Origin of the sequence: Neoalteromonas arenosi, assembly GCF_030362855.1 — a bacterium.
Taxonomy (GTDB): Bacteria; Pseudomonadota; Gammaproteobacteria; order Enterobacterales; family Alteromonadaceae; genus Alteromonas_E; species Alteromonas_E arenosi.
Genome location: NZ_JAUCBP010000006.1, coordinates 235,412 through 257,893, shown reverse-complemented (window position 1 = coordinate 257,893; position 22,482 = coordinate 235,412). Strand labels below are relative to the sequence as shown.

General features: G+C 45.9%; 21 protein-coding genes and 2 tRNA genes. 8 read left to right on the top strand and 15 right to left on the bottom strand.

Annotated features, from left to right (window positions below; all coding sequences use genetic code 11):
* Positions 1–64: 64 nt before the first annotated feature.
* A complete protein-coding gene (locus tag QTP81_RS05390) occupies positions 65–940 on the top strand; it encodes a flagellar protein MotY (RefSeq protein WP_289364240.1) in 876 nt (291 codons plus the stop codon).
* On the opposite strand, the gene glpQ is transcribed toward QTP81_RS05390, so the two are convergent.
* The 11 genes from glpQ to QTP81_RS05335 form a co-directional block, all read right to left on the bottom strand.
* On the bottom strand, positions 937–1,947 hold the full coding sequence (gene glpQ / locus QTP81_RS05385) for a glycerophosphodiester phosphodiesterase (protein WP_289364239.1): 1,011 nt from the start codon (positions 1,945–1,947) through the stop codon (positions 937–939). The genes QTP81_RS05390 and glpQ overlap by 4 nt on opposite strands.
* A gap of 1 nt (position 1,948) precedes the next feature.
* Positions 1,949–2,332 (bottom strand): lactoylglutathione lyase, encoded by a 384-nt coding sequence (gene gloA, locus QTP81_RS05380; protein WP_289364237.1) that lies wholly within the window; start codon positions 2,330–2,332, stop codon positions 1,949–1,951.
* Positions 2,333–2,421: 89 nt separating this feature from the next.
* Positions 2,422–3,123 (bottom strand): endonuclease III, encoded by a 702-nt coding sequence (gene nth, locus QTP81_RS05375; RefSeq protein WP_289364236.1) that lies wholly within the window; start codon positions 3,121–3,123, stop codon positions 2,422–2,424.
* Between the two features lie 45 nt (positions 3,124–3,168).
* A complete protein-coding gene (locus tag QTP81_RS05370) occupies positions 3,169–3,873 on the bottom strand; it encodes an electron transport complex subunit E (RefSeq protein WP_289364235.1) in 705 nt (234 codons plus the stop codon).
* Positions 3,866–4,513: an electron transport complex subunit RsxG gene (rsxG, locus tag QTP81_RS05365; protein WP_289364234.1), complete on the bottom strand. Its 648-nt coding sequence runs from the start codon at positions 4,511–4,513 to the stop codon at positions 3,866–3,868. Before rsxG ends, QTP81_RS05370 begins: the two co-directional genes overlap by 8 nt.
* A gap of 12 nt (positions 4,514–4,525) precedes the next feature.
* A complete protein-coding gene (gene rsxD / locus QTP81_RS05360; protein ID WP_289364233.1) occupies positions 4,526–5,578 on the bottom strand; it encodes an electron transport complex subunit RsxD in 1,053 nt (350 codons plus the stop codon).
* The gene (gene rsxC, locus QTP81_RS05355) at positions 5,578–7,695 is read right to left on the bottom strand and encodes an electron transport complex subunit RsxC (protein ID WP_289364231.1); all 2,118 of its coding nucleotides are present in this window, start codon (positions 7,693–7,695) and stop codon (positions 5,578–5,580) included. The genes rsxD and rsxC overlap by 1 nt, the downstream gene beginning before the upstream one ends.
* A gap of 1 nt (position 7,696) precedes the next feature.
* Positions 7,697–8,266 (bottom strand): electron transport complex subunit RsxB, encoded by a 570-nt coding sequence (rsxB, locus tag QTP81_RS05350; RefSeq protein ID WP_289364229.1) that lies wholly within the window; start codon positions 8,264–8,266, stop codon positions 7,697–7,699.
* Complete coding sequence (rsxA, locus tag QTP81_RS05345) at positions 8,266–8,847, bottom strand: electron transport complex subunit RsxA (RefSeq protein WP_289364228.1); 582 nt, start codon at positions 8,845–8,847, stop codon at positions 8,266–8,268. Before rsxA ends, rsxB begins: the two co-directional genes overlap by 1 nt.
* A gap of 133 nt (positions 8,848–8,980) precedes the next feature.
* Positions 8,981–9,057, bottom strand: a tRNA-Asn gene (locus tag QTP81_RS05340).
* Between the two features lie 23 nt (positions 9,058–9,080).
* Positions 9,081–9,157: transfer RNA gene (locus tag QTP81_RS05335), tRNA-Asn, on the bottom strand.
* Positions 9,158–9,948: 791 nt separating this feature from the next.
* Between QTP81_RS05335 and QTP81_RS05330 the strand changes: the two genes are divergently transcribed.
* The 3 genes from QTP81_RS05330 (at position 9,949) to QTP81_RS05320 (ending at position 14,375) form a co-directional block, all read left to right on the top strand.
* Positions 9,949–11,325 (top strand): MATE family efflux transporter, encoded by a 1,377-nt coding sequence (locus QTP81_RS05330; RefSeq protein WP_289364227.1) that lies wholly within the window; start codon positions 9,949–9,951, stop codon positions 11,323–11,325.
* 8 nt (positions 11,326–11,333) lie between these two features.
* Entirely contained in the window at positions 11,334–13,349 is a 2,016-nt protein-coding gene (gene uvrB / locus QTP81_RS05325) for an excinuclease ABC subunit UvrB (RefSeq protein WP_289364226.1), read from the top strand.
* 99 nt (positions 13,350–13,448) lie between these two features.
* Positions 13,449–14,375: a LysR family transcriptional regulator gene (locus QTP81_RS05320; RefSeq protein ID WP_289364224.1), complete on the top strand. Its 927-nt coding sequence runs from the start codon at positions 13,449–13,451 to the stop codon at positions 14,373–14,375.
* Between the two features lie 30 nt (positions 14,376–14,405).
* On the opposite strand, the gene queC is transcribed toward QTP81_RS05320, so the two are convergent.
* A complete protein-coding gene (gene queC / locus QTP81_RS05315; protein WP_289364223.1) occupies positions 14,406–15,086 on the bottom strand; it encodes a 7-cyano-7-deazaguanine synthase QueC in 681 nt (226 codons plus the stop codon).
* Positions 15,087–15,179: 93 nt separating this feature from the next.
* On the opposite strand from queC, the gene queE reads away from it, so the two are divergent.
* Genes queE through QTP81_RS05300 form a run of 3 tightly spaced genes read left to right on the top strand, consistent with a single transcriptional unit; the run spans position 15,180 to position 17,173 of the window.
* Positions 15,180–15,848 (top strand): 7-carboxy-7-deazaguanine synthase QueE, encoded by a 669-nt coding sequence (queE, locus tag QTP81_RS05310; protein WP_289364221.1) that lies wholly within the window; start codon positions 15,180–15,182, stop codon positions 15,846–15,848.
* A 3-nt stretch (positions 15,849–15,851) separates the two neighbouring features.
* The gene (locus tag QTP81_RS05305; protein WP_289364220.1) at positions 15,852–16,289 is read left to right on the top strand and encodes a DUF6841 family protein; all 438 of its coding nucleotides are present in this window, start codon (positions 15,852–15,854) and stop codon (positions 16,287–16,289) included.
* A complete protein-coding gene (locus QTP81_RS05300; RefSeq protein WP_289364219.1) occupies positions 16,286–17,173 on the top strand; it encodes an amino acid ABC transporter substrate-binding protein in 888 nt (295 codons plus the stop codon). Before QTP81_RS05305 ends, QTP81_RS05300 begins: the two co-directional genes overlap by 4 nt.
* 40 nt (positions 17,174–17,213) lie before the next feature.
* On the opposite strand, the gene asnB is transcribed toward QTP81_RS05300, so the two are convergent.
* Positions 17,214–18,881: an asparagine synthase B gene (gene asnB / locus QTP81_RS05295; RefSeq protein ID WP_289364218.1), complete on the bottom strand. Its 1,668-nt coding sequence runs from the start codon at positions 18,879–18,881 to the stop codon at positions 17,214–17,216.
* Between the two features lie 211 nt (positions 18,882–19,092).
* Entirely contained in the window at positions 19,093–20,745 is a 1,653-nt protein-coding gene (locus tag QTP81_RS05290; RefSeq protein WP_289364510.1) for a M28 family metallopeptidase, read from the bottom strand.
* A 122-nt stretch (positions 20,746–20,867) separates the two neighbouring features.
* On the opposite strand from QTP81_RS05290, the gene QTP81_RS05285 reads away from it, so the two are divergent.
* The gene (locus tag QTP81_RS05285; protein WP_289364217.1) at positions 20,868–21,689 is read left to right on the top strand and encodes a DUF3025 domain-containing protein; all 822 of its coding nucleotides are present in this window, start codon (positions 20,868–20,870) and stop codon (positions 21,687–21,689) included.
* Between the two features lie 9 nt (positions 21,690–21,698).
* Here QTP81_RS05285 and QTP81_RS05280 read toward each other — a convergent pair whose 3' ends face one another.
* Positions 21,699–22,406 carry a YIP1 family protein gene (locus QTP81_RS05280; RefSeq protein WP_289364216.1) on the bottom strand — a complete coding sequence of 236 codons (708 nt, stop codon included), beginning with the start codon at positions 22,404–22,406 and terminating at the stop codon, positions 21,699–21,701.
* Between the last annotated feature and the right edge of the window lie 76 nt (positions 22,407–22,482).

Here is a 22,482-nt window from a genome sequence, read left to right as displayed (position 1 = left end):
CCAGCGGTTCACTAAACTTTTAACGTAAAATGTCGATATACAGGCATAACCTTTAGGAGTATGTATGTCATTTAAAGTCAGATTGAGTGTATTGGTGGGTCTTGCAATGCTGTCAACGTCATCGTTGGCTAATTTGCGTCAATATGCTGCGCACGTTGAACAGTCTGATTGGCAGGTGACAGAGAATACCCGTATTGCTTGTCATCTCAATCACACTATTCCCGGTTACGGTGATGCTTTATTTACCAGTGAGGCATCAAAGCAACTCAACATGATGTTTGAGTTAGACATGCTGCTGTTACCTAAACACTTTGACGTTGCTGCGGTATATTCGGTACCGCCGCAATGGATGCCAGGGCAACAACAAAAGCCGCTTGCTGATATGACCATTCGCACACAATACAATGGCGACTTGCCCGAGCAAACAGCATGGACCATGTTAAGTGAATTGGAGAAGGGCTTCTGGCCAACCATTTACTATCAAGATTGGTACAACCAATACGACAAAATTTCGGTAGGTTTAAATGCGGCGAATTTCTTGCCGGCCTATCGCGAGTTTGCCCAGTGTGTCGCAAACTTGTTGCCGTATAGCTTCGACGATATTGCCTATTCTGTTTTGAGTTATAAGAAAAATAGTGTGGAGCTGACTAAATACTCACAGCGTCGATTACAAATGATTGGCGACTACCTCAAAGAAGACAGCGAAATGGAGTTAGTGTTGTTAGACGGCTATACCGATAGTTTTGGTGGGCGTTGGACTAATGAGCAATTGTCTATCCGTCGCGCTAATGAAATCCGCGACTTCTTCGCCAGTATGGGCGTTTCACCTGAGCGCATAGATGTAACGGGTCACGGCGAACGTCGTCATATTGCGCCCAACACCAATGAAACCAGCCGCGCACAAAACCGCCGTGTCGTGATCAGAATGGCAAAACCTTAGGGCGTTAAGAAGTTGACGACCACGTCTGTGTGATCGGTGAATAGGCCATCTACAGCAAGTTGTTCAAACAGTACGTGAAGCGTCTGCTGGGCACTCAATTCGTAGGGTAATTGGTCGGCTCGAAAGGTGTAAGGGTGAACCACTAAACCATGCTGATGAGCATTTTCAACAAGTCCAGTCGGTAACATTGTTGCCAGATCAATGAGTTGCGCATACCAAGGACCAATGCCTTGCGCTACCTTTGCCACCTCAGTTAATCCCTCGGCCGTTTTTAAATAATCATAATCAGTCGCGGATTCTTGCCAATCGTTTTCGCCAATCAATTGCACCAGTTTGACTTTAGCTCCCAATTGATTGCGCAAACGCTTGGTCTCATCAAAGTCGAAACATTGCAAGAACACCTTGGCTGAAGGGTTATCTAAGCCATACTCTCTGAGCATCGTTAGTGTAGCTGCAGCAATGTCTTTACCCTGTTGTCTGTGCCATGCCGGCGCTTTTATTTCAGGGTAGAGTCCAACGGTGCGTTGGTGAATGCGGTTTAGCGTTGTAATGACTTCAATGTGTTCGCGAAAGGTTGCTACCTTAAAGCTTGCGTTACCCGAATAACGCGTGGGGTAGACTACTTTACCCGCGATATCTCTGCGCTCATGTACGCTCAGCGCGCGGATCTCTTGCAAGGTGAAATCTATTGCGTAGTAGCGACCATCTTCGCGGGCGCGCTGAGGGAATATCTCTTTGACATTTGTAGTGGTATCGAGATGGACATCGTGCAGCACAATTAAATGGTCGTCTTTGGTCATAACCAAATCTTGTTCAATGTAATCGGCACCTTGATTGTAGGCTAATACTGCCGCCGCAAGGGTGTGCTCGGGCAAATAACCTGACGCACCTCGATGGGCGATAGTAATCGGGCTATCAGTCTTTGCATCAACTGTAAAATGCGGCGCAAGCCCGATTAACAGCAGGCACATCAGCGTAGCAATTTGTGCCTTGAAAAAATACTGCACGCTATTTTTTCTCGATTAACTCAATCGCATAACCGTCTGGGTCGCGCACGAAGGCGATTACCGTTGAACCGCCTTTTACTGGGCCGGGCGCGCGATAAACATCACCGCCTTTCGCACTAATTTGTTTACACAAGGCATAGATATCATCAACGGCAAAGGCTATATGGCCAAACGCATTACCATGCTCGTATTCTGATGTATCCCAATTGTAAGTTAACTCAATTACCGCTTGTTCGGATTCCTCAGCGTACCCGACAAAAGCCAGGGTATAGCGGTATTCGGTATTCTCGCTTTGGCGTAGTAACTTCATTCCCATCACTTGGGTGTAAAAGTCAATCGAACGCTGAAGGTCACCAACGCGTAGCATGGTGTGTAGCATGCGCATAAAAGATACCTCTTAAAAGCCTTAGCAAGACACTATAGTGCCTTAATCTTGTCACAAATTTAAGCCGTATCGCGACGAGTCGATAAGTCTCAGCGGCGCGTTGCAACTTTACTTTTTAGGGACTTTTTAGCTTCTGCTTTTAAAACTTCATTGATAAAGCTTTTACGTCCGAATTGGCGGGTAATTATGCATCTGTCTAGGGAAAAACCTCGGGCAGGGCAATATTCTCTACCGTAATAGATTATTTGCAGGTGTAAGTCATTCCAGCGTTCACGCGGAAATAGACGTTTGGCATCGCGCTCAGTTTGCTCAACGCTTTTGCCATTCGATAAGCCCCAGCGATACATCAAACGATGGATGTGGGTATCGACAGGAAAAGCTGGCACTCCAAATGCTTGCGACATCACCACTGAAGCGGTTTTATGTCCTACTGCAGGCATCGCTTCTAACGCTGCAAAATCTTGCGGGACTTCGCCATTGTGTTGCTTGATGATCATGTCTGATAGGTGCCAAATGCCCTTCGACTTCATTGGCGACAAACCACAAGGGCGGATGATTTCTTGAATCTCTTCAATACTCATTAACACCATATCAAAAGGGTTATCTGCACGAGCAAAGAGTTTAGGTGTAATTTGATTAACGCGTTCGTCGGTGCATTGTGCCGAAAGCAAGACCGCGACTAATAAGGTGTAAGGGTCTTTGTGATCCAAGGGAATTGGAATTTCCGGATATAACTCGTCTAGGATCCGGATTATCTCGTTGACTTTTTGTTGTTTTGTAAGAGTTGTCATTATTGTTTTCGTTTTAATTCAAACTGGCTAGATGGTGTGATGTGCTTATTCTGCCGTGACTCGAGCGCGTTCCACCACACGCTTTTCTTGTTTGGCATTGAGTTTTTCAAGGCGTTGATCCAAGGCGTTCTTTGCCGCAATAATTAAGCCCATCGCCAAAAACGCGCCAGGTGGCAAAATAGCCAGAAGGAAAGGGCTCTCTGAGGTGAATACGGTGATTTCTAGCACAGTTGCCCAGTCACCTAACAGTAGCTCAGCACCAGAAAATAGGGTGCCATAGCCTAACAGCTCGCGAAAACCGCCGAGAACAACCAGCACAAGGGTGAAGCCAATGCCCATACTCAAACCGTCATAGGCGGCATAACCAACGGGGTTTTTCGACGCATAAGCCTCAGCGCGACCAATAATCGCACAGTTTGTGACAATCAGTGGAATAAATATTCCGAGCGCCAAATACAACTCGTAAGTGTAGGCATTCATAACAAGTTCGATAACCGTTACAAAGGCGGCAATAACCATCACAAAGATCGGAATACGAATCTCATTGGGGACAAAGTTTCGCACAAGCGATACGGTAACGTTCGATCCGATCAATACCAATGTAGTTGCCAACCCCAAGCCTAAACCATTGGTAATGGTTGCTGTTACCGCCAGCAAAGGACATAAGCCCAAAAGCTGAACCAGGGCCGGATTATTTTGCCATAAACCCTGCCAGGTTAGGTTGGTGAGCTCAGTTTTGGTATCACTCATTACTCATCTCCTGCACAACTTGGCAATTAGCCGCCATATCCAGCCATTCAGTGGTATGTTCAGCCGCGGTCAGTGCAGTCAGCTCTACCTGCTTAACAACGGCTCTGGGCGTTATCGTAGCGCCGGTGAATTGGTCAAACTGCCCACCGTTTTTCTTTACATCCCACAACGCGGCATTATCGGGGCTAACGACCTTGCCATTGAAACTCAAAATCCAATCGCTGATGCGTAAATTGATTTTATCGCCGAGTCCCGGTGTTTCTTTGTGGTCAAGTACGCGAACACCAGTGATTGTGCCATCGAGCAACATGCCGACTAGCATATGGATATTACCACTGTAACCATTGGGCGCAGTGCTTTCGATCACAAAGCCGATGGGGTCACCTGCTTTAGTTGCTCGGTATATGCTTACCGTTTCTTCGGCTGATAACGCTTCATTGGTTAATGAAATACAGCTCTCTGCTAAGGCGTTATCATGCATATCATCGGGCATTACTTGCACTAAAGTGGCTTGTAATCGCTCGTTGCGCTGTTGCTCAATTTGACCTTTGGTACCCAAAAATGTCAGACCTATTAGCCCTGTAGTAGCTAATGCAAAAGCGGCGAGGATTGCGCCATTTTTATAAATGTTATTTATCATTGCACAACCTCATTATGCCCTATGACCATAGGTACGCGGCTGCGTGTAATAATCAATCAAAGGCACGGCCATATTCATAATAACGACAGCGAAGGCTACTGCGTCGGGGTAGTTGCCAAAAATGCGAATGATCACTATCCAAAAACCGATTAGTGCACCGAAAACCAATCGTCCTCGCGGTGTTGTGCTGGCTGATACTGGGTCGGTTGCGATAAAAAATGCTCCAACAATGACACTGCCATTGATCAAATGAAAGTAGGGGGAGGCATAATTGTCGGGCGATACTACATAAAACAACAAACTTACCAGTGCCACAGCAGCAATCATACTGCCGGGAATATGCCACGTAATAACCCTTTGTTGGATAAGAGCTAAGCCCCCAAATAAGTAAGCCAAGGTTACCCAGACCCAGCCAGCGCCAGTTGTGCCATACATAAAGCTGACATTGGTCGCTTCTGCTACTGTTTGCCCAGACATTAGCGCTGTTTTGACGTGATCTAACGGTGTAGCCATGGAGATACCGTCGATATCCACTTTCAGCTGCGCAACACTGTAACCCTCGACGGTATAGCCAGTGAAAACAACCCATACTGCATCTAGTAATGAAGCGTTATTCTCAACCAGAGACTGAGGCGGCAGCCAGTTTGTCATTTGCACAGGGAAACTAATCAACAGCATGACATAAGCAGCCATAGCGGGATTAAACATGTTAAAGCCCAAGCCGCCGTAGAGCTGTTTGACGATGATAATTGCAAAGCACGTGCCCAGTACGATAATCCACCACGGCGCTAGAGGCGGAATACTTATTGCCAGTAATAACCCCGTCAGCACTGCACTGTAGTCTTGTAACGTGCGCTTAATCGGCTTTTTACGCAGCATTAAAATAACCGCTTCTGCAGCCACAGCGGTAATGCCAGCAAGGATTAGTTGGACCAATACACCCCAACCAAAAAATACGACTTGGGCAAGAATGCCCGGTAGCGCGGCATAACACACCAATCGCATGACTGCACCTGTGTCGCGGCGCACATGTTGATGGGGTGAACTAGCAAGCGAGAGTTTCATTATTCAGCGTTTTCTCCAGACTTATTTTGCTTGGCTTTAGCTTTTGCCTTAGCGATTGCTTTGGCGACCTTTTCGCGCTTGATCTGCTCTGCAGTTTTCTCTTTAGGAGGCTCTTTGTCATTAACCTCTGCTACGCTAGCAGCATCATTTTCAGCTTCAGCGGGTTCAGATTGTGCAGCCTTTTGTGCCGCTTTTTTAGCTTTTGCACGTGCGACAGGGGCGGCAACCTTGGCTTTTTTACCAGGTGCGGCAGTTGTCTCGTCGGTAGCGGTTGGGTCAATAACGTCAGTTTCTTGCTTAACACCTTGCTCGGCTTCGGCCTGTTTTCGGGCTTTTTTAGCTTTGGCTCGCGCAACAGCCGCCGCAACTTTGGCTTGTTTATCTAACTTTTCAGATGCTGGTTGAGATTGAGCAGAGGTCGTTTGCTCGGCTTTTTTGGCCTTTGCCCGGGCAACGGCGGCTGCCACTTTAGCCTGCTTATCCTTTACGGTAGAAGACTCGGCTGATTTTTGTGGTGCATCAATTGGTTGCTCAACTGCTTCGGTTTGCGCGGCCGTTTTAGCTTTTTTCGCTTTTGCACGCGCCAGAGCCGCTGCAATTTTGTCCTGTGCACTGCCATCTTTTGCCATCGCTTGTTTGCGTTGTTCAGCGGCTAAGCGATGTTTTTCTTCGCGCAAACGCTTTTCTTCTAGCAGTCGCGCTTTGCGCGCTTCGAAACGTTGTTTCGCTTTTTCTGATTTGTCATTTTCATCGCGTTGATTGCGAATTTCGGCTTTGGCTTTGCGGTAATAATGCACCAATGGGATTTCACTCGGGCACACATAGGCACACGCTCCACATTCTATGCAATCGAATAGGTTGTACTCTTGAGTTTTGTCGTGATCTTTCGCTTTGCTATACCAATACAATTGTTGTGGTAGCAAGCTAGCAGGGCAAGCATCGGTGCAAAATCCGCAGCGTATACAGGCGCGCTCATCTGCTGCACTCGGCAATTCATTTTTTGCTGGCGCTAATAAGCAGTTAGTAATTTTAACAACCGGTGTATCCAAGCTTGTAATACTAAAGCCCATCATGGGGCCACCCATGATCACTTGCTGCTCATTCTGGTTATGTGGCATGTATCCAGCGTAGGATAGTAAATGGGATACTGGAGTACCTAATAGAGCCCACACGTTTTGCGGTTTCTGCAATGCCGTCCCGGTAAGCGTAACGACTCTCTCGAGCAGCGGTTTGCCCGAAAAAATAGCATCAGCAATGGCAAAGCAGGTACCGACATTAAACATCACACAACCAATATCATTGGGTAGACCTTTGCGCGGTACTTCTCTGCCTGTTAATACTTGAATAAGCTGTTTTTCACCTCCGGCAGGATAGACCGTAGGGACCGATACAACCTGTATCTCTTGGTTGTCCTCACACGCAATATTCAACGCTTTTAGCGCCTCAGGTTTATTATCCTCTACGGCAATAACGATGCACTTGGGCGATAACAAATGATTGAGTACATCAACACCTTGACGGATTTGCCAGGCGTGTTCGCGCATCAGTCTGTCATCCGACGAGATATAGGGTTCACACTCAATACCATTGATGATCAGGAACTCTACAGGCTTAGTGCTGCTGGTTTTAATATGCGTTGGGAATCCTGCACCACCGAGTCCAGCAATGCCTGCATCGCAAATGCGTTCGATCAAGGCGTTCTTGTCGAGGTGTTGGTAATGATGGATCGGGAAAAGTTCTGTCCACGTATCGTTGCCGTCAGGGCGCATTGTGATGGTTAATTCTGGAACACCCGAGGGGTGGGCACTGGTGTGCTCTCCAATTTCGGTAATAACGCCTGACGTTGGCGCGTGAATAGGCACAGCGTATGGCGCATTTGAATAAGTTAAAGGCTGACCTTTGAGCACTTGTGAGCCAATTTCAACGCAAACAGAACCTTCTAGCCCTGCGTGTTGGCGTACTGGAATATATAAAACTTCTGGTAACTGTACCCGCGCAATCGCAGTGGTATTGCTTAACGATTTTTGGCCTGGTGGGTGCACACCGCCGGGGAATTGCCATAAATCTTGGCGCTTAAGACGTTCCATGACGGTATCAAAAGAAGGAGTGATCGCCATTTTATGACACCATCTTAACTGGGATATCCCCAGTAGTTGTCTGTTTCAAGTCCCATTGCCAGGATTGTGTAGTCTGCTTTACCGGCACCATATCAATACAATCTACAGGGCAGGGGTCAACACACAAATCACAGCCGGTACATTCATCGACTATGACGGTATGCATTTGCTTGGCGGCGCCAAGAATTGCATCTACTGGGCAAGCCTGAATACACTTAGTACATCCAATACATTCATCCTCGCGAATAAAAGCCACTTTTTTTACGTCTTCAACGCCATGTGCAGCATCCAGAGGTTTGGCTTCAACACCCATAAGTTCGGCAAGCTTTTTAATCGTTGCTTCGCCGCCTGGGGGACATTTATTGATTTGATCGCCGTTGGCAATGGCTTCTGCATAGGGTTTGCAACCTGGGTAACCACATTGACCACATTGCGTTTGCGGTAAAATTTGATCAATTTGTTCAACCAGTGGATCGCTTTCGACTTTAAAGCGAATGGCAGCGTAGCCTAAGATTGCACCGAACAATAAAGCCAGCACACCAATTGCAAAGAGCGCCCAAAACAAACTCATTAGAACTTCACCAAGCCGATGAAGCCCATAAAGGCTAAAGACATCAGTCCCGCAGTTATCATTGCTATGGCAGCACCTCTAAACGGCGTAGGAACGTCTGCAGCTGCTAGTCGTTCACGCATTGCCGCAAACATAATGAGAACCAGTGAGAAGCCGACAGCAGCGCCAAAACCATAAAAAATAGATTCCATAAAACTGTGCTGCTCAGTCACATTTAATAGTGCAACTCCAAGTACTGCGCAGTTCGTGGTAATGAGTGGTAAGAAAATACCGAGTAAACGGTATAGGGTCGGGCTGGTTTTGTGCACTACCATCTCAGTAAATTGCACCACTACCGCAATCACCAGAATAAAGCTCAAAGTGCGCAAGTAACCAATGCCAAGTGGCAACAAGATATAGGTTTCGACTAAGTAAGACGACATAGAAGCAAGGGTAAGTACAAAGGTTGTTGCCATTGACATACCAATTGCAGTCTCAAGCTTTCCAGACACACCCATAAACGGGCACAAGCCTAGAAACTTCACCAATACGAAGTTGTTGACCAGTACTGTACTGACTAACAAAAGAAAGAAATCTGTCATTTAGCTTTAGTTGTCGCCGTAGATGAGTATTTTTGCGCAATCTCTATGGATACTATTATCCCTTGTAACGCAACAATTAACAACTTGATAAATCTATGGTTATTTCGAGGAACTTACGAGTTGTTGCACGGAGTGGCTCCCCCTCCCCGACTCGAACGGGGGACCTGCGGATTAACAGTCCGTCGCTCTAACCAACTGAGCTAAGGGGGAACAGTACAACATGCGTGAAAAGTTGGCTCCCCCTCCCCGACTCGAACGGGGGACCTGCGGATTAACAGTCCGTCGCTCTAACCAACTGAGCTAAGGGGGACCTGCTTTTCAACGGACGCGAATATTAATGAGCCTACGGGTTAGTGTCAACACTGCATTGCAGTATTTTTTAATAAAGTTGCTGATTGGTTAATTTTGATACGACTTGGCTTTTCTGCATGTTATTGGAAATACTATAAATTACTTAATGTGCATTTTCAGTCCGCCGTCATAACTAAAAGTTATTAAAAAATCTTTGACCACTGTTCACATAAACAGTGTTTAACAAAAGTGTCATGAACGAATAGGGGCAAAAAGGTTAGTGGTGACTTACCTATTATTTAATCAATTGCCAGTAACATGGCGTTTTTATTGGGCTTTGTTAGTTATCCACTAAATCTGTGGATAAAGTTGTGAATAAAAGTTTGTGGCCAAGCCTTAAACAATTCTGAACTGTCAATAATTTTTCGATGATTTTTTTCAAAAAAAATAAAATATTATTATTTATCATGGTGTTGTGTTGTTGCTGTGAAAAAGTGGTTGATCGGGGGGAGCGTTTCAATTAGGCAGGTTTGACCTGTGTGTTTCTTTTTAAAATCCCTTGATTTTGCCTTGGTTTTTCACTCATTTAGGCTTAAACGAGAGCGGGTTAGAGCCAAACCTTTGACGCCCTTGTGGGTAAATTTACTGTACCTGTGATGATTTTCATCCGCAACGCTGAGTCGCACGTTATGTCAGTTTAATGTCAGCTCAAAAAACTCTGATTAAGCGTAAAATGTACTAATGAACAAATGTGATAACTGATAGTATGTTTCGCATTCATCTTTTGTCCCTCTGCCATAGAGAATTTTAGTGTCCGCCGATAAACAAACCAATAAACGCCCAGATATGCTCAATGGGCCAATTCAGTTTACGTTGCGCAAAATGACCATCCCTATGATTTACGGCATGATAATGCTGATGACCTTTGGTCTGGTTGATACATTCTTTGTCAGTTTATTGGGTACTGAGCAACTCGCAGCCATTAGTTTTACGTTTCCGGTTACCTTTACCTTAATCAGTTTGAACATTGGATTAGGAATAGGGACTTCGGCAATTATCGGTCGCTATTTAGGTAGTGGCGATCACAGTCACGCCAAAGAGTTTGCAACGGGCTCACTGATGCTAGCCACCATAATGGTAGGTGCATTGGCAGTATTGGGGCTCATGACCATTGAGCCGGTATTTGCGTTGTTAGGTGCATCAGAAACACTGATGCCCTATATAAAAGACTATATGATTGTGTGGTATTTTGCCGGTGTCTTTTTGGCGCTACCGATGGTGGGGAACAGTGTACTAAGAGCATCCGGGGATACTAAAACTCCGAGTATCATTATGGCTGCAGGTGGTGGCGTCAATGCGTTGCTCGACCCGCTACTGATTTTTGGTTGGGGCCCCATTCCGGCCATGGGTATTCAAGGCGCTGCAGTGGCGACCGCGATTGCTTGGGGCATTGGGGTCATCTGGATTCTGACATTACTGGTTAAGCGCCATTTGATGTTACCGCGGTTATTGAGTTTCCAAGAGCTAAGGTTTACCAGCGGTGGCATTTTGAAAATCGGATTGCCTGCGGCAGGCGCTAATATGCTGACACCCATTGCCGGTGGCGTGCTAACCAAAATTGTTTCCGGTTATGGTGCCGCAGCGGTTGCGGCGTGGGGAGTCGGCAATCGACTCGAATCGATTGCTAGTATTGCTGTGCTTGCTTTGTCGATGTCATTACCACCTTTTATCAGTCAGAACTTTGGTGCTGAAAAGCTCAGCCGCGTAAGGGATGCTTACAGCATAGCAATACGCTTTGTGTTGATTTGGCAGTTTGGTGTATTTGTGGTTATGTGGCTGTTATCGCCCTTTATTGCTGCAGCGTTTACCCAAGATCCTGCGGTTGCTAAGTTGATCCAATTGTTTTTATTGATCGTTCCATTAGGTTATGGGCTACAAGGCATTGTAATCCTCACAAATTCTTCATTTAATGCGATGCACAAACCAATGTCTGCACTCATATTGAGTGTCATTCGCTTGTTTGTCTTCCTCGTCCCTATCTCACTGGTGGGCAGTTTATTGTACGACTTAGAGGGGATGTTTTGGGGCAGTGTCGTGGCGAATTTGTTGATGGGTGCCTTGTCGTTTTTCTGGTTTAAGCGCCAATTAAGCCGAGAGTTTTCTTGTTTGAGTGAACAGCTGCAATAGGATTTTCAATGAGTCGCGATTTTGAATTGGTATCTTCATACAAACCCGCTGGTGACCAGCCAAATGCGATCAAGGCATTAGTCGAAGGGCTCGAAGATGGGCTTGCGACGCAAACGCTTTTGGGGGTAACGGGGTCTGGTAAAACCTTCACCATGGCTAATATCATCAGTGAAGTTCAAAGGCCAACTTTAATACTGGCGCACAACAAGACGCTTGCAGCACAGCTTTACGGCGAGATGAAAGAGTTCTTTCCAAACAACGCGGTTGAGTACTTTGTTTCTTATTACGACTACTATCAACCAGAAGCCTATGTGCCAACCACAGATACATTTATCGAGAAAGATGCGTCAATCAATGATCACATTGAACAGATGCGCTTGTCCGCTACTAAGGCTCTGATGGAGCGACGCGACGTTGTTATCGTAGCCAGTGTATCAGCGATTTATGGTTTGGGTGATCCTGAGTCCTATATGAAAATGCTATTGCATTTGCGCCAGGGCGATACGATGGACCAGCGCGATATTTTACGGCGCCTTGCTGAGTTGCAATACAAGCGCAATGATATTGCATTTGAGCGTGGTAGTTTTCGTGTGCGTGGTGATGTCATTGATATTTATCCGGCAGATTCGGAAAAGCATGCCGTTAGAGTGGAATTATTTGATCAAGAAATCGACCGAATTAGCATATTTGACCCCCTGACAGGTGCGGTTGACAAGCAAGTGATACGTACAACGGTATTTCCAAAAACACACTACGTAACGCCGCGAGAAAAGATACTCAATGCCATTGATGAGATTAAATCCGAGCTTAAAGACCGCAAGGAACAATTGAAATCAAATCAAAAGTTGCTCGAAGAGCAAAGGATTTCCCAGCGCACTCAGTTTGATATCGAGATGATGCTAGAACTGGGCTATTGCTCAGGTATTGAAAACTACTCTCGCTATTTGTCTGGCAGAGCCCCCGGCGAGCCACCTCCCACATTACTCGATTATTTTCCGCCAGACGGGTTAATGTTTATTGATGAATCACACGTCACGGTATCGCAAATTGGCGCGATGTATAAAGGTGACCGCTCTCGTAAAGAAACCCTCGTGGAATACGGGTTTCGATTGCCCTCAGCCCTGGACAATCGACCGCTAAAGTTTGAAGAGTTCGAACATATTTCCCCGCAGACTATTTATGTGTCTGCAACACCGGGCAACTATGAGTTAGACCGTTGTGGTGATGAAGTTGTCGAGCAAGTGGTTCGGCCAACGGGCTTATTGGATCCACAAATTGAAATTCGTCCGGTTGCTACACAAGTCGATGACGTACTGTCGGAAATCAATGAACGTGTGAAGTTAGATGAACGGGTACTGATTACGACGTTAACCAAGCGTATGGCTGAAGACTTGAGTGAGTATCTCAATGAGCATGGTGTGAAAGTGCGTTATTTACACTCAGATATTGATACGGTGGAACGGATTGAGATTATCCGTGATCTGCGAATAGGTAAGTTTGACGTACTGGTTGGCATAAACCTGCTGCGTGAAGGCCTCGATATGCCTGAAGTGTCCTTAGTGGCCATTCTCGACGCCGACAAAGAAGGCTTTTTGCGCGCTGAGAAGTCGCTTATCCAGACGATTGGTCGCGCCGCTCGTCACGTTAACGGCAAGGCGATTATGTACGCTGATACGATCACTGGCAGCATGCAAAAAGCGATTGACGAGACAGACCGTCGGCGTTCCAAACAACAAGTATTCAATGAAGCAAATAACATTGTACCCATGCGTTTGAATAAGCCGATTACTGACATTATGGACTTAGGAGATAGTGCGCATCCGGCATCAGGTAAGATCAAATTGCGCAAAGTCGCGGAGAAAGAAAAGACTTACAAAGCCATGAATGCGACACAATTAATGGAGAAGGTTGCGGAGCTTGAAAAGCAAATGTTTGAATATGCGCGGGAGTTGGAATTTGAAAAAGCTGCGGGATTGCGCGATGAAGTCGAGCAGTTGCGCAAGCAAATCGTCTCACTGTCTTAATAAATACCAAAAATCGCGGAATAAACCGTTGTATTCCGCGCCTTCCTTGCCTAATATTAGTTAAAGCGTATCAATAACTATACCTAAAAACGGTGCCACATGTTAAATCGTCTTCAAGAGTCAGACATTAAGCTACTGCGGGTTTTTTATGCCGTGGCCAGCTGTAATGGATTCACCGCTGCAGAACCGGTCTTGCGTATGCAAAGACCGAATATTAGTGCGGCGATTAAAAAGCTCGAGGAGCGCCTGGATCTAGTGTTGTGTCATCGCGGTCGTGGCGGCTTTCAAATGACTAAAGAAGGTGAAATGGTTTTTCAAGAAACCAAGCGTATATTTAACGCCTTCGATAACTTCGTGTTCAACTTAAAAAGCTTGCATGACGATTACTCAGGTCATATCACTATTGTCATGATGGCGGGGCTCCCATTGTCAATGCAATTGGCAATCAGTAAAGCCGTTAAAAGTACAATGAAGAAGTTTGATGATATCCACGTTAATATTCAGACGCGGTTGTATAACGAAGTTGAACATGTGGCGGTTTCTGGTGAGTGTCACTTGGTCGTTTCAACCTACGACATGGTCAAACCCGAATCGGTAACCTTCCATCCAACGGGCACGCATTGCCCCGGTAGATTGTATTGTGCGCCGACCCATCCATTGGCAAAGTATCGCGATACTAGTTTGCCTGACGATATTCGGATTGAAGATTATCCTGCAATTGGTATCAGTGGGCTGTCGTCAGCTAATTACATCGAAGACGAGCGCCGCTTAGCAATCCAAACATTCTCGGATTCTTATGACGCGTGTTTGTCCGCAATCATGACGGGAGAATATGTGGGGCTACTACCTGATTATATGCGCAGAGAGCAGGGCGCTAGTTTAGGTTTGGTGCCTATAGCGAATGGTGAACTATTCAATTTTGACCACGAGTTGTTCATCATGAACGGCAAAAATACCCGGTTAAACCCAGTATTGCGTCACTGCATCAAAGAACTATCGTACTTCATCACGGAAAGCCAAAAGTAATTACGACCTTTGGGCTTACCAAAAGACCCACTAGCTCTCGTAATCAAGTGGGTCGGTAACTCCGTTTTCAGCAAACGCTTCGAGTCTTTCTTGGCATGCACCACATTTACCGCAGGCTTTTTCTCTGCCGTTATAGCAGGTCCAAGTTTGGGCATAATCAAGGCCCATTGTTAGCCCGTCAGTGAGTATTTCAATTTTGCTATTGTGCAAATAAGGCGTCACAATCTCTACCGGTTCATAGTTAGCAACCTGACATACGGTGTTCATTTTTTCGACAAACTCCGGCCGGCAGTCTGGATAGATAGCATGATCTCCGGAGTGTGCGCCGTAATATACTTTATTGGCATTAAGAGAGACGGCATAACCAACAGCAAGTGAAAGCAAAATCATATTGCGATTGGGCACAACTGTCTGTTGCATGGAAGGCTCTTCGTAATGACCCTCAGGCACATCAATTTCATCGGTCAACGCAGAGCCACCAATTAGTTGATTGATACTGCTAATATCCACAACTTTATGGACGATGCCCAAGTCCTTGCACACACTCGCTGCGACATCGACTTCTTTAGCGTGCCGTTGACCGTAATTGAAGGTAACCGCGAATATTTCTTTATTTTCGGCTAAGGCTTTGTGCAACACAGTGTAAGAATCCATGCCACCTGAATAAACCACTACAGCACGTTGGGTGGGTTGGGATTCCTGTTGCGTCATGTCATACCTTTAAAAATAACTGCAAAATCTAGGCGCGAAGTTTAGGTGATCCCTGTTAAAATCCCAAGTATCCACAGAATTTTTTTTAACTTGATGCTAAAAATTAACGAAATATTTGAAACCATTCAGGGTGAAGGTGTGTTTACTGGTGTGCCCTCAATCTTCGTGCGCCTACAAGGCTGCCCCGTGGGTTGCCCTTGGTGTGATACTCAACATACATGGGAAGTCGAAGACGAAAATAATATTCCTGTTCGCGATATGATGGCAAAATCCACTGACACTGCAATGTGGTCAGCAATGAGTGTGTCCGACATTTTCTCTACCCTTGAGGATTGTGGCTATACCGCCAAGCATGTGGTTATTACAGGTGGTGAACCCTGTATGTATGACTTAAATGAATTGACAACAGCACTCAATCAAGACGGATATTCAACCCAGATTGAAACTAGCGGGACATTCCCAATACAATGCAGTATGGCGACATGGGTCACCGTGTCACCGAAAATTAATATGCCGGGCGGTCTAGAGATTCTGGCCAGCGCCATGCAACGTGCAAACGAGATCAAACACCCAATTGCGATGCAAAAGCACATTGATGAACTCGAACAGTTACTCGCTGAAAAGCCAGCTCAACCTGATACACAGATAGCATTACAACCGATTTCTCAGAAACCGCGAGCAACAGAATTAGCAATCAAAACTTGTATCGACAGAAACTGGCGGCTATCGTTACAAACACATAAGTATTTAGGTATCGAATAGACTGTGATTGAAAAACAAGACGAACAAGCATTGGAGCGTTTCTTTTTCGCCTTGAGCCAAGCGATGAGCGATGTTTCCTTAGGTGAGCTGTTAGCTTTTTACCATGTGCCCTGTGTTTTTGTCTCAAATGACGAGAAAACGGTGTGCTCAAACCCAGAGCAGATCACCAGCCGTCTAACACGCTTATTTGAACCCTGTCAGAAGGCCAATGCGATCCAACACAATGCCACGGTCGTGCACGCCATGACGCTATCTGACAGCATTTTGTTCGCTAAAGTGGACTGGCAAATTTGCAATGATAAAAATGATGTAGAGTTTAGCTGTTCGACGTCATACACCTTAGAGCGCGGAGGTGAGTTTGGTTTTGATATCATCGTTTCAGTAATCGATGAAGAAGAGCGAGCACTTGATGATATGTGTTCGCAGATGGAAGCCCAATGAGGCGAGTCTGGGCTCTATGCGCAGTTCTGGCTAGTCTGTTATTAGCCGCTGATGTCACAGGTGCAGTATGGAATATCACCTATCCACGAGCTCTTAACGACAATGACGTTCGCAATGACTATCCGATAGCGCTACTGACTTTAGCGCTTGATAAAACGGGCGTTCGATATCAGTTAAAACCGTCTGACCGCATAATGTTGCAAGGAAAGTCGTTAAGACAATTACGCGAAAACCGCTCAGTAAATGTGGTATGGAGTATGACAGATGCTCAACGTGAGACAGACTTATTACCAATCCGCATTCCCATTCACAAAGGTTTGATTGGTTGGCGTGTTTTCATTATCCATCGCGATAAGCAGCGCGCTTTTTCTGCTATTCAGTCATTGGCTGCACTACAGCGTTATATACCCGTACAAGGCGAAGATTGGCCAGACACCAAAATATTACAATCAAACGGGTTTGATGTGGAAAGCGTGACGCAGTATCTCGATAATTTTAATTTGATTACACGTTTCCAAGCCGACTTTTTTCCTCGCTCAGTGGTTGAGATTAATATGGAACTGGCGATGGATAACATCGACCCAGAGTTGGTTCTTGAAGAGTCCCTCGCGATTCACTATCCAGCGGCAATGTACTTTTTTGTAAACCGCACTAATCCGACCTTGGCAAAGTTGATCGAAACCGGACTGCAACGAGCCATTGAGGATGGTTCATTTGATCAATTATTTTTGCTGAATTACCAGCCAGTACTTGAGCAGCTCAATATACCTAACCGCCGAGTATTCGAATTAGAGAATCCATTAATGACAGCTGAAACGCCAGTGGATGATGAAAAATTGTGGTTCACTATTGATATGAGTAGGAACCCAGCGCGTTCAGAGTGATACGACGAGATGACGCAGCGACCGCTGCGTCATCTGTCTACTATGCTTTGCCGTGAACGTCTTTCATTGAACGCCCCGAGGGGTCGGCATTACCTTTAAAGCTAGCATCCCATTCCAACGCTTCAACGGTCGAACAAGCGATGGATTTGCCCCCAGGAACACATTTGGCAGCGCTTTCTTGTGGGAAAAACTGCTCAAAAATAGTTCGGTAGTAATAACCTTCTTTGGTATCAGGAGTATTGATGGGGAAACGGAACTCAGCGGTAGCCAATTGCTGATCAGTAACTTGAGTTTCGACAAAGTCGCGTATTGAGTCTATCCAAGAATAACCAACACCGTCGCCAAATTGCTCTTTTTGACGCCATAAAACCTCTGCAGGCAGGGTAGAACCATCGTCAAAGGCTTTGCGCAAGATCCACTTTTCCATTTTCCCTTCAAGACACATTTTATCGTGCGGGTTTAACCGCATGGCAACGTCCATAAACTCTTTATCGAGGAAAGGTACGCGAGCCTCTACGCCCCATGCTGAAGTCGCCTTGTTCGCGCGCGCGCAATCGAACATGTGGAGGCGTTCGAGTTTACGCACAGTCTCTTCGTGAAACTCCTTGGCGTTGGGGGCTTTATGGAAGTACAGATAGCCGCCGAATATCTCGTCAGATCCTTCACCCGACAACACCATTTTGATCCCCATTGCTTTGATCTTACGGGTCATCAAGTACATTGGGGTTGCAGCGCGAATTGTCGTTGTGTCATAGGTTTCAAGCTGATAGATGACGTCGCGTATGGCGTCTAAACCTTCCTGAATCGTGAAGTGAATTTCGTGGTGAACAGTGCCAATCATATCAGCGACTTTTTGTGCTGCAACTAAATCGGGGGCGCCCTGTAGGCCGACGGCAAAAGAGTGGAGTCGCGGCCACCAAGCGTCGGATTGATCATTGTCTTCCACGCGCTTAGCAACGTATTGTGCGGCAACGGCTGATACCAATGACGAATCAAGGCCGCCAGATAAAAGAACCGCGTAGGGAACGTCAGACATCAGGTGTGACTTCACCGCTTTCTCAAATGCGGCCTTCAGTTCCCCCAGATCTGAAGTATTGTCTTTGACATTGTCATACGACATCCAGTCACGTTGGTAATATTTGCTGATTTCACCGGTTTTGCTCCACATATAGTGGCCTGGCGGGAATTCTTGTACGGTTTTACATACTGGAACGAGTGCTTTCATTTCAGAAGCAACATAAAAGTTACCGTGCTCATCGTAACCGGTATAGAGCGGAATAATACCCATGTGGTCGCGCGCAACTAGATAAGCGTCTTGCTCTTTGTCGTACAGAACAAAGGCAAACATACCGCTTAATTTATCAATAAACTCGACACCGTATTCGGCGTATAAAGGTAAGATAACTTCACAGTCTGAACGCGTTTTGAAGGCATAGGGCGTTGGCAACTCTTCAGCGAGTTGCTTGTGATTGTAGATTTCACCATTGACAGCAAGAATGTGATTTTCGGCATTGTTTACCAGTGGCTGAGCGCCTGTGTCGACATCGACAATTGCTAAGCGCTCATGGCATAGAATCGCTCTGTCATTATTCCATACACCGGACCAGTCTGGGCCTCGGTGGCGCAGCAATTTAGCCAGCTCTAGGGCTTTGCTACGCAGCTCGATAGGATCTGTTTTGATATCTAAGATACCGAAAATACCACACATATAATGCGTTCTCTCTGTTGGTTTAATTTGTCGGGATTTCTGTCGAGGCCCAAGATAGGGGACTTGCGGTACCTAACTGTGCATTGTTGTTTTTTTTGTGCACCCTTGGAATTTGCCATTGTGAGAAGAAATTGCAAGTGGTATTTCGAGGAATCTAAAAAAAAGCGCCAATTTGGTAACAAATTGGCGCTTTTTGTCATAATCCAACTAATTATGGGCGTTGGAATTCGCTAGTCGGGTTCCACGCTGGCCAGCTATCAGCATTGGCGATATTGAAACCAACATCGAATAACAACTGTGTGTCTTCTTCAATACCACCGAAATCCCAACTATCACGGAATTGGTCACAAACCTGATGGTAACAACCGGTAACTATCAGGCTTGTTCTTTTGCGATATTCAGCAGTTGCTTCATCAATCGGTTGGTCACCGCCTTTAGCGTAAAGTGCAGGAACACCTAGTTTCGCGAAGCTGAAGTGATCAGAGCGGTAATAGTAACCTGCCTCCGGGCGCCCCTCTTGAGTTAAAACACGACCTTGGCGCGTTGCAGCAGCTTCTAAATAATTTTCTAGTTCAGATTTACCCATACCGATAACGGACACATCTTTCGTTCGGCCCAACACATTCATTGCGTCCATATTGATATTCGCAACCGTTTTGTCCAGTGGAATGATTGGGTTTTCTGCGTAGTATTTGCTGCCCAGTAAGCCTTGCTCTTCCGCAGTTACAATTAGGAAGCTGACAGAGCGCTTGGGTCTCACATTTAAGCTGGCAAACGCTTCAGCCATAACGATACTGGCCGCAGTCCCGGTCGCGTTGTCATGCGCGCCATTGTAAATTTGATCGCCATCTTTGCTTTCATCTTTGCCTAAATGGTCCCAATGTGCAGTATAGATGATGTGCTCATCTGGCGCTTCGGTACCGGGCAAAGTTGCGAATACATTGTAACTCGCTGAGCGTTCGATACTGTTGTTAACCGTTACACTAGCTGCAATCGGCATCGCTTTATTGTATGGCCCCTGCATGGCATTGGCTTTCTCTGTAGCGAAGTCCAACCCTGCGTCCGCAAAAACTTTTTGCGCAGCTTCTAATGTTAACCAGCCTTCAACGGCAACTCGGCTAGCGCCATTATCGGCTGAAGGCAGACCGTACTGAGGGCCTGACCAGCTATTGGCAACGACTGACCAGCCGTATGACGCTGGGGCGGTTTCATGCACGATGAGCGCACCAGCAGCCCCTTGTCGACTGGCTTCTTCATATTTATAACTCCAACGACCGTAATAGGTCATGGTTGTGCCTTGAAACTTACCCGACTCTGGATTCTCAAAACCGGGATCATTGATCAAAATTACTACTGTCTTACCTTCAACATCCAAGCCTTCGTAGTCATTCCATTCGTACTCTGGTGCATTAACACCATAACCAACAAATACAAGTTCAGAGTTTTCCAGTGATATGCTGTCTTGCTCGCGTTTTGACGAAGCGACCATATCTTGCTGGTAGGCAAATTCATTGTCGCCAATTGTCATAACCATATTCGGATCAGCAGTAATTTGAATCAGGTCAACCGGTTGTAAAAAACTATCGCCATTGCCTGGTGAAAGTCCAGCGGCAGTAAATGCATTTACCAAATACTCGAGTGTTTTTTCTTCCCCGACGGTTGCCGGGAGGCGGCCTTCAAACTCATCAGAAGATAACACTTTGGTGTGCTGTTTTAAGTTCTCACTGCTAATCTCAGAATAGACGGAGTCGAAGTTAGACGCGATTGGTGACTCGGTTTGTTCGACTGGTTCTGGTTTTTGCTGACTACAACCACCGATGACAACCGAGGCAGTTAGCAACATAGGAATTATTTTTAGTTTCATCATTTATGTCTTTTTTCGTTAGAATACTGAGTAATGCTAGGGCCCATCATAGTAGGCCAGCGAAACCCGATATCAATATCTGTCGACCTTTCTGTCGACTTTGCAGTATAGAGATTTGCGCCGTGCAAACAAGCTCCAAACCCGTTTTTCATCACAATGTCGCGTGGGCTGACTTTACCACAATGGCACTTAGACACCCGTATTTGCACGCCTTAAACGCTCAATATAAGCTCCATAAATATCCAGCGTCATTGAGCACTGCTGCATTGCTAAATCAGCTTGTAAGCGATTGCGATTGCACTTTTGTACCGCGGTTTGTTGAACAGGGCTCATATGCCAACGACCCGCGTTACTACGAGCAAATTATTGCCGAGGATGATTGTGTGCCAACCCGAGCGAATAACTGGCATGATTTCTTTAACGGCCTGATTTGGCTGCAGTTCCCACAATCAAAGCGAGTATTAAATCGCTTACATATGGAGGATATCAATCAGTTTGGTGTCAATCCACGCACTGCCAGGCGCAATCGCATTACTCACTTTGATGAATGTGGCTTGGTGTTAGTGTGTCATTCAGATAGCGAATTACAACTTCTTGATGATTTGGCCTGTCATCGCTGGACAGAAGCTCTGTATGAACAGCGTAAGCGTTGGTCGATAGGCATAAAGCCATGGGTATTTGGTCACGCCAATTTAGAAATGCTGTTGAATCCATTTTTACAGTTAACCGCTAAGTGGACCGCGCTGAGAGCTCCCAGCGATAGCACTGAACGTGAGCTGGACACTTTGTTGCAGCAGCAGTTGAGTAAAGCGGCTATATTTGACGTGCGAGAGAACCTTAAACCTCTACCACTTTTGGGGATACCTGGCTGGGCAGAAAATCAAACGCCAGAGTTTTATGCTAACGTTTCAGTCTTTAGGCCGCCTAGGCGGCCTAAACATTAGCACTCTCGTTTAGCTCATGGCGGTAATTAAACCCCAAATTCCCCAAAGAAGGAAATAGGGTATTGCTGCGATAATATAGGTCTTATTGCCACGGATCCCGGTCCATTGACTAATTCCTACTGCGGCTAAATAAATGGTCCAAAAAGTTTCTATACGGACACCTTGTGCCCATCCAAACCATTCACTTTCCATACTCACGTTGAACAAGAATGCTGCCGATGTCGGACTTAATGACACGGGATCTAATTGATGGTTTGTGGCAAGTGCAACAACTATCAATGCTATCATCGCACTTATGATTCCAGGCATGGCGATCCACCATGTGAAGCCAAACCAATCGGTAAATCCGTTGGTATTCTGCTCGTCTGACTTGGTTACCAAGTTAAAATAAACAGCTAAGATGGCATTGATAAACAGCGAACCAACGATAGTGCCTACAATGGTGAACATCAAAATCGTATCAATGGTCATTGAATTGCGATAGTTCTCTTGCTCGTTAGGACTAATATCACCGTAATTAGCATTAATAAATATTTCGCGATACCACTCAAAGTCGACAAAGTTAAAATAGACATACGCCGGTAAAATCGTCGCAGTAATAACTAAAATAAAAGGGATCCATGACCAATTATGCTTAACGTTTAACGCTGCAAACACGCCGTTAGGTTTAAAAAATATTTCACTGCAGGCTTGGATTGGGTTTGTGACTTGACTCATGTAGACGTGTCCTTTTTTGCCGTCGGTTTTTATCATTGTGGGCTAAAGGTAATCAGCAAAACTATAGGATGCAAAC

Excerpts from the sequence above, each read along its gene's own strand:
- QTP81_RS05390 (WP_289364240.1), top strand. The coding sequence starts at position 65 with ATGTCATTTAAAGTCAGATTGAGTGTATTGGTGGGTCTTGCAATGCTG.
- gloA (WP_289364237.1), bottom strand. The coding sequence starts at position 2,332 with ATGCGCATGCTACACACCATGCTACGCGTTGGTGACCTTCAGCGTTCG.
- nth (WP_289364236.1), bottom strand. The coding sequence starts at position 3,123 with ATGACAACTCTTACAAAACAACAAAAAGTCAACGAGATAATCCGGATC.
- QTP81_RS05370 (WP_289364235.1), bottom strand. The coding sequence starts at position 3,873 with ATGAGTGATACCAAAACTGAGCTCACCAACCTAACCTGGCAGGGTTTA.
- rsxG (WP_289364234.1), bottom strand. The coding sequence starts at position 4,513 with ATGATAAATAACATTTATAAAAATGGCGCAATCCTCGCCGCTTTTGCA.
- rsxD (WP_289364233.1), bottom strand. The coding sequence starts at position 5,578 with ATGAAACTCTCGCTTGCTAGTTCACCCCATCAACATGTGCGCCGCGAC.
- rsxC (WP_289364231.1), bottom strand. The coding sequence starts at position 7,695 with ATGGCGATCACTCCTTCTTTTGATACCGTCATGGAACGTCTTAAGCGC.
- rsxB (WP_289364229.1), bottom strand. The coding sequence starts at position 8,266 with ATGAGTTTGTTTTGGGCGCTCTTTGCAATTGGTGTGCTGGCTTTATTG.
- rsxA (WP_289364228.1), bottom strand. The coding sequence starts at position 8,847 with ATGACAGATTTCTTTCTTTTGTTAGTCAGTACAGTACTGGTCAACAAC.
- uvrB (WP_289364226.1), top strand. The coding sequence starts at position 11,334 with ATGAGTCGCGATTTTGAATTGGTATCTTCATACAAACCCGCTGGTGAC.
- QTP81_RS05320 (WP_289364224.1), top strand. The coding sequence starts at position 13,449 with ATGTTAAATCGTCTTCAAGAGTCAGACATTAAGCTACTGCGGGTTTTT.
- queC (WP_289364223.1), bottom strand. The coding sequence starts at position 15,086 with ATGACGCAACAGGAATCCCAACCCACCCAACGTGCTGTAGTGGTTTAT.
- queE (WP_289364221.1), top strand. The coding sequence starts at position 15,180 with ATGCTAAAAATTAACGAAATATTTGAAACCATTCAGGGTGAAGGTGTG.
- QTP81_RS05300 (WP_289364219.1), top strand. The coding sequence starts at position 16,286 with ATGAGGCGAGTCTGGGCTCTATGCGCAGTTCTGGCTAGTCTGTTATTA.
- asnB (WP_289364218.1), bottom strand. The coding sequence starts at position 18,881 with ATGTGTGGTATTTTCGGTATCTTAGATATCAAAACAGATCCTATCGAG.
- QTP81_RS05290 (WP_289364510.1), bottom strand. The coding sequence starts at position 20,745 with ATGAAACTAAAAATAATTCCTATGTTGCTAACTGCCTCGGTTGTCATC.
- QTP81_RS05280 (WP_289364216.1), bottom strand. The coding sequence starts at position 22,406 with ATGAGTCAAGTCACAAACCCAATCCAAGCCTGCAGTGAAATATTTTTT.